Source organism: Burkholderia territorii, assembly GCF_902833055.1.
GTDB classification, from domain to species: domain Bacteria; phylum Pseudomonadota; class Gammaproteobacteria; order Burkholderiales; family Burkholderiaceae; genus Burkholderia; species Burkholderia territorii.
The window spans coordinates 103,722-117,459 of record NZ_CADFEJ010000011.1 but is presented as its reverse complement, the minus strand read 5'-3'; the positions used below and the strand labels follow the sequence as shown (position 1 = coordinate 117,459).

The window sequence follows — 13,738 nt, the reverse complement described above, 5'->3', positions numbered from 1 at the left end:
AAGGCGTATCGGGTTCGTGGCCGGTGGCGCGCGCAGGGCGCCGGAGCGCGAAGGCGCATGCGGCGGGCGGGAACGGATGCCGGCGCCGTCAGCGGCGGGCAAGCGCGGCGAGTTCCTGCCAGGAGTTGGCATTGTAAAACGCACGCTCGTCGCAAAACTCGACTTCGACCGTCTTGTGGCGTGCGTACCACGCACGCACCTTGCGCTCGCCGGCCGCGAGTCCGGCCGCGAGATCGTCGGCGAGCGACGTGCGCAGCAGCGCGCACGTCGGCTGCGGCGAACGTGCCTGTTGCGCGTCGACGGTCACCGCCATCGCGATGTCGGCCTGATGTGCGTCGAGTGCCGCGAGCAGCCGCGCGACGAGGTCGGTCGGCAAATAGGGCGTATCGCACGGCGAGCACGCGACGAGCGGTGCGCGCGCCGCCCGCATGCCGGCAAGCAGACCGGCGAGCGGGCCGGGAAAATCGGGTGTGTCGTCCGGCACGATGCGCGCGTCGAACGGCGCACCGAGCTCGGCATAGCGATCGGCGTTGCGATTCGCGCTGATCAGCATCTCGTCGACCTGCGGCGAAAGCCGGCGCAGCACGTGCAGCGCAAGCGGCGTACCGTCGAGCAGTTGCAGGCCCTTGTCGGCGCCGTCCATGCGCGTCGCGCGGCCGCCCGCGAGCAGCAGGCCGGTGACGGAAGGCGACGCGGAAGTGGACATCACGGGGAATCGGCGGAGGCGGGCGCGCGTCAGCCGCCGATGTACGACATTTCGACGCGCTTACCGGCACCGTTGGGCGCCGCGTCGGCGGACGCACTGCCGCGCAGCTGCGAATAGCGGTCGGTGCGGGCCTGCCAGATCCGGGCGATCGCGGTCGCGATTTCCGCATCGCTCGCGCCGCCGCGCACCAGGGCGCGCAGGTCATGGCCGGTCGACGCGAACAGGCACAGGTACAGCTTGCCTTCGGTCGACAACCGCGCGCGCGTGCAGTCGCCGCAGAATGCCTGTGTGACGCTCGAGATCACGCCGATTTCGCCGCTGCCGTCCGCATAGCCCCAGCGCTGCGCGGTTTCCGCCGCCGTGTGCGGCTCGAGCGGCACGAGCGGGAACCGTTCGGCGATGCGTGCGACGACGTCCGCGGACGGCAGCACTTCGGTCATGTTCCAGCCGTTCGACGTGCCGACGTCCATGTATTCGATGAAACGCAGGATCACGCCGGTGCCGCGGAAGCGCTCGGCCATCGGCAGGATTTCGCCATCGTTGGTGCCGCGCTTCACGACCATGTTGACCTTGACCGGCGCGAGCCCCGCGGCCTGCGCGGCGAAGATGCCGTCGAGCACGTCGGCGCTCGCGAAGTCGGCATCGTTCATGCGCTTGAACAGCGTATCGTCGAGCGCGTCGAGGCTCACCGTCACGCGCGTGAGGCCGGCGTCCTTCAGTGCGCGCGCCTTGCGCGCGAGCAGCGAGCCATTGGTGGTCAGCGTCAGGTCGAGCGGGCGGCCGTCATGGGTCGTCAGGCGTGCGAGGCGCTCGATCAGGAATTCGAGGTTCTTGCGCAGTAGCGGTTCGCCGCCGGTGATCCGGATCTTTTCGACGCCGTGGGCGACGAACAGCCGCGCCACGCGCTCGATCTCCTCGTGCGTGAGCAGCGCGCTGTGCGGCAGGAACGGGTAATTCTTGTCGAACACGTCTCGCGGCATGCAATACACGCAGCGGAAGTTGCAGCGGTCCGTCACCGAGATGCGCAGGTCGCGCAACGGCCTGGCGAACCTGTCGGCCAAGGCGCCGTCGGGGAGATGCGCGACACCGGAGATATCCGGCATCCCGCTGACGTCGGCGAGAGGAATGATGCGTCGGGACATGTTCAAAGAAGTGCGAGCCAAGCTTTTATTTTAGCCGCAAGCGGCTGGCCGGGCCGGTGGGCGGAAACCCGCAGCGCGGAAATGGAAAAGCCCGCCGGAGGCGGGCTTTTCCTGGTCGGGCGATCCGCCGCTTAATGCCGCGACGTCTCGACCTGCTGCATCGGTGTCGTGTCGACCGGCGGCAGCGGCTTGCGTTCGCGCGGGACGCGGACCGCGCGCGGCAGGCGCGACGCGGCTTCCTGGGCCGCGCGGAACTTGTCGGCGTCGGTGTTCACCCACACGAGGCCGGCTTGTTGCAGCACGACATCGAGGCTCGTCGAAGCGGGCGGCGCGACCGGTTGCACGGGCGCCGGTGCCGGTGCGGCAACGGCCTCGGCCGGCGCAGTTTCGACACGCGCCGGTTCGACGTGAGCCGGTTCGACGGCGGACGGAGCCGCTTCGGCTGCGACGACCGGTGCCGGGGCGGCTTGCTCGACGGGCGCGGACTGCGGCGCTTCGACGACGGCCGGCGCGGCCGGCACTTCGAACGCATCGGTCGGCGACACCGCGACGGGAGCCGGGCCGGCTTCCTGAGCGACAGCCGGCACGACCGGTGCCGGTTCGGCTGCCGGTGCGACGACGGCGGGCTCGAGCGGCGCGACCGGCGTCGCTTCGACGCGAACCGGTGCCGGCTGCGGCTCGGCCGCGACCGGTGTGGTTGCTTCAGCCACGGCTGCTTCGGCAACGGCGGCGCCGGCAGCGGCGCCGGCTGCCACCGCGACCGGTGCGGCCGTATGAACCGGCTCGGCAGCGCTCGGGGCTTCCGTCGTCACGGCCTGCACGACGGCTTCGCCGTCCGCGCCTTGCTCGGCGTGGTCGACCACTGCGCCTTCGTCCTCGCGCTCGCGGCGGCCGCCACGGCGACCGCGGCGGCGGCGGCGACGTTCCTCGCCGTCACGTGCGCCGGCTTCCGCGTCGGCTGCTGCATCGGCGCCCGGCAGGGCGACGGCTGCGGCCTGGGCGGTTTCCGCCTCCGGATGGTTCTCGCCACGGGTGACGGTTTCGAGCGTTGCCGCGTGTTGCGTCGGCTTGCGGCGCTCGCCGCGCTCGCGACGTTCGCCGCGTTCCTGGCGCTCGCCGCTGCCAGCTGCCTCGACGGCTTCCGGCTGCTCGGTGCGTTCGCGCGGTTCGCGGTTCTGGCGCGGTTCACGCGGCTCGCGGGCCTCACGCGGTTCGCGACCTTCGCGCGGACCGCGGCCCTCGCGACCTTCGCGACCTTCACGGCTTTCGCGCGGCTCGCGGCCTTCACGCGGTTCGCGACCCTCGCGCGGTTCACGCGGCTCGCGCGCTTCCTTGCCTTCGCGTTCCTGGCGTTGCGACTGGCCACGGCCGGCCGCTACCTGGTCGCGGCCGCCCTGAGCCTGCTGGGCGCCGCCACGGCGGTTGCGATTGCGATCGCCGCCGCGCTGCTCGGTCTTCTCGGTCCGCTCGCGCGCCGGGCGGGCGGCCTGTTCCTTCGCCGGTGCCGGTGCGACCGGCGCGGGCGCCGGAGCCGGCGACATGCCGAACAGACCCTTCAGCCAGCCAATGAAACCGCCGCTCGCCGCGGCGACCGGTGCCGGCGCCGCGACCGGCTCGACCGGACGCTGCGGTGCCGGGCTCGGTGCCGGACGCTCGGGCGTGATGCCCTTGACCGCAGCTTCCTGCTTCGGCTTCACGTCCGCCGCACGCTTGCTGTAGCCGGTTTCCGACTCCAGTTCGCGGGCGGCTTCCTCGGCCATCTTCCAGGATGCACGCGGATCGTCGAGGCGCGCGTCGTCATGGCGCAGGCGCTCGAGCTTGTAGTGCGGCGTATCGAGGTGCTTGTTCGGGATCAGCACGATGCCGACCTTGAAGCGCGACTCGATCTTGTTGATTTCCTGACGCTTTTCGTTGAGCAGGAAGGCGGTCACCTCGACCGGCACCTGGCAGTGGATCGCCGCGGTGTTTTCCTTCATTGCTTCTTCCTGAATGATCCGCAGCACCTGCAGCGCGGACGATTCGGTATCGCGGATGTGGCCGGTGCCGTTACAGCGCGGGCACGTCACGTGGCTGCCTTCCGACAGGGCCGGGCGCAGGCGCTGGCGCGACAGTTCCATCAGGCCGAAGCGGGAGATCTTGCCCATCTGCACGCGCGCACGGTCGTGCTTGAGCGCGTCCTTCAGGCGTTGCTCGACTTCGCGCTGGCTCTTTGCCGACTCCATGTCGATGAAGTCGATCACGATCAGGCCGCCGAGGTCGCGCAGGCGCAGCTGGCGGGCCACTTCGTCCGCCGCTTCGAGGTTCGTGCGGGTCGCCGTTTCCTCGATGTCCGCGCCCTTGGTCGCACGCGCCGAGTTCACGTCGATCGCGACGAGCGCTTCGGTGTGGTCGATCACGATCGCGCCGCCCGACGGCAGCGGCACCGTGCGGGAATATGCGGTCTCGATCTGGTGCTCGATCTGGAAGCGCGAGAAGAGCGGCACGTCGTCGTGGTAGCGCTTCACCTTCGACACGTTGTCCGGCATCACGATGTCCATGAACGCACGGGCCTGATCGTAGATCTCGGTCGTGTCGATCAGGATTTCGCCGATATCGGGCTGGAAATAGTCCCGGATCGCGCGGATCACGAGGCTCGATTCCAGATAGATCAGCATCGGCTGGCCAGCGTTGCCGCTTTGCGATGCCGCTTCGATCGCGCGCCACAGCTGCAGCAGGTAGTTCAGGTCCCACTGCAGTTCCTCGGCGCTGCGGCCGATGCCCGCGGTGCGGGCGATCATGCTCATGCCGTCCGGAATCTGCAGCTGCGCCATGGTTTCGCGCAGTTCCTGACGCTCGTCGCCTTCGATCCGGCGCGACACGCCGCCGCCGCGCGGGTTGTTCGGCATCAGCACGAGGTAGCGGCCGGCGAGCGAGATGAAGGTCGTGAGGGCGGCGCCCTTGTTGCCGCGCTCTTCCTTCTCGACCTGGACGATCAGCTCCTGGCCTTCGCGCAGGGCATCCTGGATGCGCGCGGAGCGCATGTCGATGCCTTCCTTGAAGTATTGACGGGCGACTTCCTTGAACGGCAGGAAGCCGTGGCGGTCTTCGCCGTAGTTGACGAAGCACGCTTCGAGCGACGGCTCGATGCGGGTCACGACACCTTTGTAGATATTGCCTTTGCGCTGTTCGCGCCCGGCTGTTTCGATGTCGATGTCGATGAGCTTTTGCCCATCGACGATGGCGACGCGCAGCTCCTCCTGCTGCGTCGCATTGAACAGCATGCGTTTCATGAACGACTCCAGGCGGCTCTGCTGCCGGCGCCTCGCGGTTGTCAGTCGCGAGGGCGGGAACGACGGCAGGCCGCGCCTTGTTGTGTTGTCACGAGCACGCTGGAGCGGGAAGGATGGCGGGGAGAATTGCCTGAAGAGGCGCTTGGGCCCGAAACACGGGGCCGGCGGCCATAGGGCACTTGCGAACACGGCTTCAAAGCACGGCGTCCACACACCGCACGCTGCGAAAGCGCGCTAAGCCTGAGACCGGGGCACTGCCACGGGGCGCGCGCAATGCGTCGCGCGCGCCGACGGGCGGCAGATGCTGCGGCTTGGGCCGCAGCGGGGAGTATCGAATCCAGCCCGACTTTCCCGCCTGGGGTGTACTTCCCTGGTTTGACGTCGCCAAGCCCCGCACGCTTCGCGGGGCCAAATCGGGCGCAACGCCGTAATTTTCGCAACCGGCAGCCTGCGGACGTACTTCACGCCGCCGGGCTGCCGATCAAATTCTTTTCAACCAACTTTCCGTTACCGCGGCGCCTTGCCGACCGAATCCGCCTGTGGGCGCGATCCTTGCCGACGGGCGGCGCCGTGCGTGCAACTTGCTGCATCTCTTTGATTAGGGGCGAGCAGCGGACCCCCGGCGCAAGTAAAATAGCAGTTTGCGCTTGCGCCTTGCCCGATTCCGTCGGGGCCGGCCTGTCAGGCCACCCTCAACGTCAGGCTGGGCAAAATTATATTCAGTATGAATGAGTTAGGCAAAATATCCCAGAATTCAGTCGCAAGCGGCCAGGTATCGATGATCCAGATCGACGAAAACTCGGCCGGTCAGCGGATCGACAACTTCCTGTTGCGCGTCTGTAAAGGCGTGCCCAAAAGCCATATTTACCGGATCCTGCGCAGCGGGGAAGTGCGCGTAAACAAGGGTCGGGTCGACGCCCAGTATCGCCTCGCGTTCGGCGACGTCGTGCGCGTGCCGCCCGTGCGCGTGGCGGCGGCCGATCTCGCGCGTGCCGACACGCCGGTCGTGCCGCCCGCGCAGTTCGACGTGCTGTACGAAGACGATGCGATGCTCGTCATCAACAAGCCGGCCGGCGTCGCGGTGCACGGCGGCAGCGGTGTCGCGTTCGGCGTGATCGAGCAGATGCGCCAGGCGCGTCCGCGCGCGAAATTCCTCGAACTCGTGCATCGGCTCGACCGCGAGACCTCCGGGATCCTGATGCTCGCCAAGAAGCGCTCGGCGCTCGTCGGCCTGCACGAGCAGATCCGCGAGAACCGGATGGACAAGCGCTACTTCGCGTGCGGGCATGGCGAATGGCAGCCCGACTGGGGGCGTCGGCGTGCGGTGAAGGCGCCGCTGTTCAAGTATTCGACCCCGGAAGGCGAGCGGCGCGTGCGCGTGCAGGACGACGGCCTGCCGTCGCATACGGTGTTCAACCTGATCGAGCGCTGGCCGGACTATGCGCTGGTCGAGGCGGAACTCAAGACGGGTCGGACCCATCAGATTCGTGTGCATCTCGCGCATCTCGGCCTGCCGATCGCCGGCGACGCCAAGTACGGCGACTTCGCACTGAACAAGGCGCTGGCGCGCGCGAACGCACAGCCGTCGCTCAAACGGATGTTCCTGCATGCGTACCGGCTGAAGCTCGCGCATCCGCTGACCGGCGAGGCGCTGCAGTTCGACGCGCCGCTGCCGGACGAATGCCGGCGCTTCCTCGATCAACTCCGCGCTCTGCGCGATACCGCCTGACTCGCATGGCCCGACAGCAATTTGACCTGATCGTCTTCGACTGGGACGGCACGCTGATGGATTCGACTGCGCACATCGCGCACAGCATCCAGGCCGCGTGCCGCGATCTCGGTCTGCCCGCGCCGTCGGACGAGGCGTCCCGCTACGTGATCGGCCTCGGCCTGCGCGATGCGTTGCAGATTACGGCACCGACCCTCGATCCTTCCGATTATTCGCGGCTTGCCGAACGCTACCGCTATCACTATTTGCTGGACGATCAGCGCATCGAGCTGTTCGCCGGCGTGCGCGAACTGCTCGCGGAATTGCGCGACACGGGTTATCTGCTCGCGGTCGCGACCGGCAAGGGCCGGGTCGGGCTGAACCGCGTGCTCGACCAGTCGAAGCTGACGAGCCTGTTCGATGCGACGCGCTGCGCGGACGAGACGTTCTCGAAGCCGCACCCGGCGATGCTGCATGAACTGTCCCGCGAATTGGGGCAGGATCTTGCGCGTACCGTGATGATCGGCGACACCACGCACGACCTGCAGATGGCCGCCAGCGCCGGGGCCGCCGGCATCGGCGTGTCGTACGGCGCGCACACGGCCGATGCGCTGGCCGCGCTGACGCCGCGCTTCGTCGCGCCGGACGTCGGCGCGCTGGCGGCGTGGCTGCGGGAGCACGCATGAGCACGGCGCGGGAAGCGGTGCGTGTGTGCGCATCGGACGCGCTGGCCGACGGCGGCGCCGGCGTGCGTGTCGACGCGTCGTTGCGCGGCGAGCAGGCGGTCGTGTTCTTCGTGCGCTACGAGGGTCGTGCGTACGGTTACCTGAACCGCTGCGCGCACGTGCCGATGGAGCTCGACTGGGCAGAAGGGCAGTTCTTCGAGTCGTCGGGCCTGTACCTGATGTGCGCGACGCACGGCGCGATCTACGCGCCTGATACCGGAAAGTGTGTCGGCGGCCCGTGCCGCGGCGGCCGCCTGCGGCCGGTCGAGGTCGACGAGCGCGACACGCCGGACGGGCGTGCGGTATTCTGGGTACCGGATGCCGACCTGGGGCCTGCCGCTGCGCCCCCTTCCGCCACGACCGACTGAAGACATTACTGCATGGCCGACCAACCGAACATCCCCGATTCCTCGTCCCGTCCCGACAGCCGCGAACCGAACTGGGAGCGTGCAGCGCTCGAGCGGATCGCGCTGGCGGCCGTCAAGGAACAGCGCGCCGCGCGACGGTGGAAGATCTTCTTCCGCTTTGCGTTCCTCGGCGTATTCGTGCTGCTCGCGTTCGCGCTGATCGATTTCTCGAGCGACTCGAAATTCGCGTCGAGCGGGCGCCATACGGCGCTGGTGACGATCGACGGCGAGATCGCGGCGGGCACCAACGCGAACGCCGACGACATCAATACGGCGCTGGACGCCGCTTTCGACGACAGCGGCACGGCCGGCGTCGTGCTGCGGATCAACAGCCCGGGCGGCAGCCCGGTGCAGGCGGGAATGGTCTATGACGAGATCCGCCGGCTGCGCAAGAAGTATCCGGACAAGCCGTTATACGTCGTCGTAACGGACATGTGCGCATCGGGCGGCTATTACATTGCGTCCGCCGCCGACAAGATCTTCGTCGACAAGGCGAGTATCGTCGGCTCGATCGGCGTGCTGATGGACGGGTTCGGCTTCACGGGCCTGATGGGCAAGCTGGGCATCGATCGCCGCCTGCACACGTCGGGCGAAAACAAGGGCTTCTACGACCCGTTCTCGCCCGAGACGCCGAAGATGGATGCCCATGCGCAGGCGCTGCTCGACCAGGTTCATGCGCAGTTCATCAAGGCGGTGAAGGATGGCCGCGGCAAGCGGCTGCACGAGACGCCCGACATGTTCTCGGGCCTGTTCTGGACGGGCGAGAAGAGCGTCGAACTCGGGCTCGCCGACGGCTATGGCACGACCGACACGGTTGCCCGCGACGTGCTGAAGGCGCCGGATCTCGTCGACTACACGGTGAAGGAAAGCCTGACGAATCGCGTTGCGCGCAAGTTCGGCGCGGCGGTCGGCGGTGCCGCGATGAAGGCGCTGACCGCAGGCGGCGCCTCGTTCGGCCTGCGCTGAGCGGCGGCCGGCCGCCACCGCGGCGATCGGGGCACGGCGCCCCGTGCCGCCAGCGCTGCGTTCGGTGCGGAGCTCAGTTCGCGAGCAGCAGGAAGATGGCGGGGCGCTTGTGCAGATTCGGCGCAGGCGCCTTTTTCCAGTCGGCCACCGAGCGGCTGGCGATGGTCTCGGTCTCGAGGGTCAGATCGGCCGCGACGCAGATCTGCGTCGACGGCGCACAGGTGGCGACGAGCGTATCGAGCATCGCGTGATTCCGGTACGGCGTCTCGATGAATATCTGCGTCTGGCGTGCCTTGCGCGACAATTGCTCGAGTTCGCGCAGGCGTTTCGCGCGCGCGGCCGCATCGACCGGCAGATAGCCGTTGAACGCGAAACTCTGGCCGTTCAGGCCCGAGGCCATCAGCGCGAGCAGGATCGAGCTCGGCCCGACGAGCGGCACGACCTTCACGCCGCGCTCGTGCGCGCGGCGGACCAGCAGCGCGCCAGGATCGGCAACGGCGGGGCAGCCCGCCTCGGACACGAGCCCGGCGTCCGCGCCTGCGAGCACCGGTGCGAGCAGCCGGTCGATCTCGCCGGCCGGCGTATTGACGTTCAGTTCCCGGATCTCGATTTCCTGGATCGGCCGCGTCGTGCCGATCTTCTTCAGGAACGCGCGGGTCGTTTTCGCGTTTTCGCCGATGTAATAGCCGAGCGTGCCGGCGCGCGCCTGCACGGCGGCGGGCAGCACGGCGGCGAGCATCGATGCATCGCCTTCGCCGAGCGTGTTCGGGACAAGGTAGAGCGTGCCGGCGGTCATGCGCGGTCTCCGTGGGTGGCAAAGAGCGGATAGCCCGCGTCGCGCAGCATCCGCGTGAGCGCGATCAGCGGCAGGCCGACGAGCGCCGTCGGGTCGTTCGAGTCGATGGCATCCAGCAGCGCGATGCCAAGCCCTTCGGACTTCGCGCTGCCGGCGACGTCGTACGGCGTTTCCGCGCGCAAGTACGCGTCGAGTTCGGCTTCGGGCAGCGAGCGGAAGCGCACGTGCGTGACGACGTCCTCGCTCCAGCTTTCGCCCGTGCGGCTGTCATACAGGCTGAGCGCGCTGTGGAATTCGACGTCGCGACCCTGCATCGACAGGAGCTGTGCGAGCGCGCGCTCGTGCGTGCCGGGCTTGCCGATCTGGCGGCCGTCGAACGTCGCGACCTGGTCCGACCCGATCACGAGCACGCCGTCCGGCGCATCGATCGTCGCGGCGACCGCGCGCGCCTTCGCGCCGGCGAGACGCAGCGCGGTCGCGGCCGGCGTTTCGCCTGCGAGCGGGGTTTCGTCGAGGTCGGGCGACATGACGTCGAACGGCAGGCCGAGGCGCTCGAGGAGCGCGCGGCGGTAGCGGGAACTGGAGGCGAGAATCAGCCGCGGCGGGCGGCAAACGGTATCCGGCATGGTCGGTTGGGTCGATGAGTCGTCAGGTGTGGCGCGGTGTTGCGAGGGCGCAAGCATAAGTGATTGACCGCAAAAGGTAAAACAGGTATGCTTTCCCGCTTTTCGTCGGCAGGCTTTCACTGCGGTGGCGCCTGCCGGGTCTTCGGAAGTAAAGTACGTAATCGTACGCGGCGTAGATCGCGCACGTGCGCGGCGCCGAAAGTGCGGCGCCACAAGCCGGATCCCGCAGTCAGCCTGTAGGCAGGAGCGCAACATGAACACTTCTTCTGGCAAACCTGCGGCATCGCTTGATCCGCACGCAGTCGACCTGTTCGAATTCGCCCGCAGCGGGCGGCAGGCAGCCGGTGCCGTGCGCCTGTCGCAGCTGCCGCGCATGCTGAACGAAGTGCCGGCTGACGCGCCCGATCGCGACACGGTCTTCACGTGGCAGGCCGAAGGGTTCACCCAGAAGGAGTTGCAGGACGACGGCGCCGATGGGCAGCAGCCGTATCTGCGTCTCGCGGTGCACGGCCATGCGTGGCTCACGTGCCAGCGCTGCATGACCCCGTACGACCAGACGTTCGACGTCGACATGACGTACCGGGTCGTTACGACCGAAGAAGAAGCTGAAGAATTTCCGCTCGACGACGATGAAGCCGATGTGATCGTGGGCTCGCGCCAGTTCGATCTCGTCGACTTGATCGAAGAGGAGTTGCTGCTTTCGTTGCCGCTCGTGCCCAAGCACGAGGTTTGCCCGGCAGTTCACGAAAGCCTCGTGTCGGGTGCGAGCGGTCCTTCGGAAGACGCGGACGACGAGTCCGCCGAAGACGAGGACGAAGGCAAACGGCCGAATCCGTTCGCGGCGCTGCAAGCGCTGAAGAAGGACGGGGACGGCGGCAAGAAACACTAAGCAGTTGTGGCGCGGGAAGGCGTAAGGGCTTTGGGCCAGGGTAGTTAAGCGCCGGATCGGGCTGTGTTAGAATCCGGAAAATTATTTAGGAGTTAGTCATGGCAGTCCAGCAAAACAAGAAGTCGCCGTCGAAGCGCGGCATGCATCGTTCGCACGATTTCCTGACGGCAGCGCCGCTGGCAGTCGAGCCGAGCACGGGTGAAGTGCACCTGCGTCACCACGTCAGCCCGAACGGCTACTATCGCGGCAAGAAAGTCGTCAAGACGAAGAACGACTAAGCGTCAAGTCACGCGTTGCGCGCTACGATCGCCGTTCGCGTGACAACTGGTTCGCTTGACACTTTCCTGGCTCAACAAAAAGGCGGCATTCAACTGCCGCTTTTTTGTGCCTGAAATTCGTCGCATTCCATGACCGTAAAGCTCACAATCGATTGCATGGGAGGCGACCACGGCCCGTCCGTGACCGTTCCCGCGGCAGTCAAGTTCGTTCGCGCACATTCCGATGCGCACCTGATGCTCGTCGGCATCGACAGCGCGATCCGCGCTCAGCTGAAAAAGCTGAAAGCCCTCGACGATCCCGCGCTGACCATCGTGCCCGCCACCGAAGTCGTGGCGATGGACGACCCTGTCGAAGTGGCGCTGCGCAAGAAGAAGGATTCTTCGATGCGTGTCGCGCTCAACCACGTCAAGGAAGGCGCGGCCCAGGCCTGTATCTCCGCCGGCAACACCGGCGCGCTGATGGCCGTTTCCCGTTATGTGCTCAAGACGCTGCCCGGCATCGAGCGGCCCGCGATCGCGTTCGCGCTGCCGAACCCGACCGGCTACACGATGATGCTGGACCTCGGCGCGAACGTCGACTGCGAGCCGCAGCACCTGCTGCAGTTCGCGGAGATGGGCCATGCGCTCGTCGCCGCGCTCGAGGGCAAGGAGCGTCCGACGATCGGCCTGCTGAACATCGGCGAAGAGGTCATCAAGGGCAACGAGACGATCAAGCGCGCGGGTGAACTGCTGCGCGCCAGCACGCTGAATTTCCGCGGCAACGTGGAAGGCAACGACATCTACAAGGGCACCGTCGACGTGATCGTCTGCGACGGCTTCGTCGGCAACGTCGCGCTGAAGACGTCCGAAGGGCTCGCGCAGATGCTGTCCGACATCATCCGCGAAGAGTTCGGCCGCTCGCTGATGTCGAAGCTGATGGCGCTGCTCGCACTGCCGGTGCTGATGCGCTTCAAGAAGCGCGTCGATCACCGCCAGTACAACGGCGCGGCGCTGCTGGGACTGAAGAGCCTGGTGATCAAAAGCCACGGTTCGGCCGACGCGTACGCGTTTGAGTGGGCGATCAAACGCGGGTATGATGCCGTCAAAAACGGCGTGCTGGAGCGCCTCACGCGCGCGATGGCAGACAATTCGGCGTCGCTCGGCGACGGCGAACACGACGCGGGCGGCGCGGGCCAGACGAGCCCGGCCGCAGGCCATCACGCCGAACCTTCCGCTGCGCAATCCTCTAAAGCATAAATGGCCCAATCGACTCTCTATTCCCGCGTGCTCGGCACGGGCAGCTACCTGCCGCCCGACCGCGTCACGAACCAGCAGCTCGCCGATCGTCTCGCGAAGGAAGGCATCGAGACGAGCGACGAGTGGATCGTTGCGCGCACGGGCATCCATGCGCGTCACTTCGCCGCACCGGACGTCACGACGAGCGATCTCGCGCTCGAAGCGTCGCGTCGAGCGATCGAGGCGGCCGACATCGATCCGCAGTCGATCGACCTGATCATCGTCGCGACTTCGACCCCCGATTTCGTGTTCCCCAGCACGGCGTGCCTGCTGCAGAACAAGCTCGGCATCAAGAACGGCGGCGCGGCATTCGACGTGCAGGCTGTGTGCTCGGGCTTCGCGTATGCGATGGCGACGGCCGACAGCTTCATTCGCAGCGGCCAGCATCGCACGGCGCTCATCGTCGGCGCCGAGACGTTCTCGCGCATTCTCGATTTCAAGGACCGCACGACCTGCGTGCTGTTCGGCGACGGCGCGGGCGCGGTGATCCTGTCGGCGTCGGAAGAGCCGGGCGTGCTCGGCAGCGCGCTGCATGCTGACGGCAGCTATTCGAACATCCTCTGCACGCCGGGCAACGTCAATCGCGGCGTGATCGACGGCAGCGCGTTCCTGCACATGGACGGGCAGGCCGTGTTCAAGCTCGCGGTGAACGTGCTCGAAAAGGTCGCGATCGAGGCGCTCGCCAAGGCGAATCTCGCGCCCGAGCAGATCGACTGGCTGATTCCGCACCAGGCCAACATCCGCATCATGACCAGCACCTGCCGCAAGCTCGGCCTGCCGCAGGAGCGCATGGTCGTGACGGTCGATCAGCACGGCAACACGTCGGCTGCATCGATCCCGCTCGCGCTCGACGCCGCGGTGCGCGACGGCCGCATCCAGCGCGGTCAGCACGTGCTGATCGAGGGCGTCGGCGGCGGCTTCACGTGGGGCGCATCCGTCTTCCGCTACTGA

At 67.4% G+C, this 13,738-nt stretch carries 13 protein-coding genes; 8 read left to right on the top strand and 5 right to left on the bottom strand.

Annotated elements, in window-relative coordinates; genetic code table 11:
* Positions 1-88: 88 nt before the first annotated feature.
* The 3 genes from mobA to HW466_RS19545 form a co-directional block, all read right to left on the bottom strand.
* On the bottom strand, positions 89-706 hold the full coding sequence (mobA, locus tag HW466_RS19555) for a molybdenum cofactor guanylyltransferase MobA (RefSeq protein WP_059848628.1): 618 nt from the start codon (positions 704-706) through the stop codon (positions 89-91).
* A gap of 29 nt (positions 707-735) precedes the next feature.
* Positions 736-1,848 carry a GTP 3',8-cyclase MoaA gene (gene moaA, locus HW466_RS19550; protein WP_059502887.1) on the bottom strand — a complete coding sequence of 371 codons (1,113 nt, stop codon included), beginning with the start codon at positions 1,846-1,848 and terminating at the stop codon, positions 736-738.
* A gap of 131 nt (positions 1,849-1,979) precedes the next feature.
* Positions 1,980-5,117 (bottom strand): Rne/Rng family ribonuclease, encoded by a 3,138-nt coding sequence (locus tag HW466_RS19545; RefSeq protein WP_174905764.1) that lies wholly within the window; start codon positions 5,115-5,117, stop codon positions 1,980-1,982.
* Between the two features lie 724 nt (positions 5,118-5,841).
* Here HW466_RS19545 and HW466_RS19540 point away from each other — a divergent pair.
* Genes HW466_RS19540 through HW466_RS19525 form a run of 4 tightly spaced genes read left to right on the top strand, consistent with a single transcriptional unit; the run spans position 5,842 to position 8,923 of the window.
* Entirely contained in the window at positions 5,842-6,846 is a 1,005-nt protein-coding gene (locus HW466_RS19540) for an RluA family pseudouridine synthase (RefSeq protein ID WP_059447953.1), read from the top strand.
* 5 nt (positions 6,847-6,851) lie between these two features.
* Entirely contained in the window at positions 6,852-7,511 is a 660-nt protein-coding gene (locus HW466_RS19535; protein ID WP_059502883.1) for an HAD-IA family hydrolase, read from the top strand.
* On the top strand, positions 7,508-7,918 hold the full coding sequence (locus tag HW466_RS19530; protein ID WP_059502881.1) for a Rieske (2Fe-2S) protein: 411 nt from the start codon (positions 7,508-7,510) through the stop codon (positions 7,916-7,918). The genes HW466_RS19535 and HW466_RS19530 overlap by 4 nt, the downstream gene beginning before the upstream one ends.
* 12 nt (positions 7,919-7,930) lie before the next feature.
* Positions 7,931-8,923 (top strand): S49 family peptidase, encoded by a 993-nt coding sequence (locus HW466_RS19525; protein ID WP_059545196.1) that lies wholly within the window; start codon positions 7,931-7,933, stop codon positions 8,921-8,923.
* A gap of 73 nt (positions 8,924-8,996) precedes the next feature.
* On the opposite strand, the gene HW466_RS19520 is transcribed toward HW466_RS19525, so the two are convergent.
* Entirely contained in the window at positions 8,997-9,719 is a 723-nt protein-coding gene (locus HW466_RS19520) for an SAM-dependent methyltransferase (RefSeq protein ID WP_059447957.1), read from the bottom strand.
* Positions 9,716-10,345, bottom strand: coding sequence for a Maf-like protein (locus HW466_RS19515; RefSeq protein WP_059502876.1), 630 nt, complete (start codon positions 10,343-10,345; stop codon positions 9,716-9,718). The genes HW466_RS19520 and HW466_RS19515 overlap by 4 nt, the downstream gene beginning before the upstream one ends.
* A 253-nt stretch (positions 10,346-10,598) precedes the next feature.
* Between HW466_RS19515 and HW466_RS19510 the strand changes: the two genes are divergently transcribed.
* The 4 genes from HW466_RS19510 (at position 10,599) to HW466_RS19495 (ending at position 13,738) form a co-directional block, all read left to right on the top strand.
* The gene (locus HW466_RS19510; protein ID WP_059447959.1) at positions 10,599-11,234 is read left to right on the top strand and encodes a YceD family protein; all 636 of its coding nucleotides are present in this window, start codon (positions 10,599-10,601) and stop codon (positions 11,232-11,234) included.
* A gap of 98 nt (positions 11,235-11,332) precedes the next feature.
* Positions 11,333-11,512, top strand: coding sequence for a 50S ribosomal protein L32 (gene rpmF / locus HW466_RS19505; protein WP_006051932.1), 180 nt, complete (start codon positions 11,333-11,335; stop codon positions 11,510-11,512).
* A 129-nt stretch (positions 11,513-11,641) separates the two neighbouring features.
* Positions 11,642-12,748, top strand: a complete 1,107-nt coding sequence (plsX, locus tag HW466_RS19500; protein WP_059447960.1) for a phosphate acyltransferase PlsX — start codon at positions 11,642-11,644, stop codon at positions 12,746-12,748.
* Entirely contained in the window at positions 12,749-13,738 is a 990-nt protein-coding gene (locus tag HW466_RS19495) for a beta-ketoacyl-ACP synthase III (RefSeq protein ID WP_059447961.1), read from the top strand.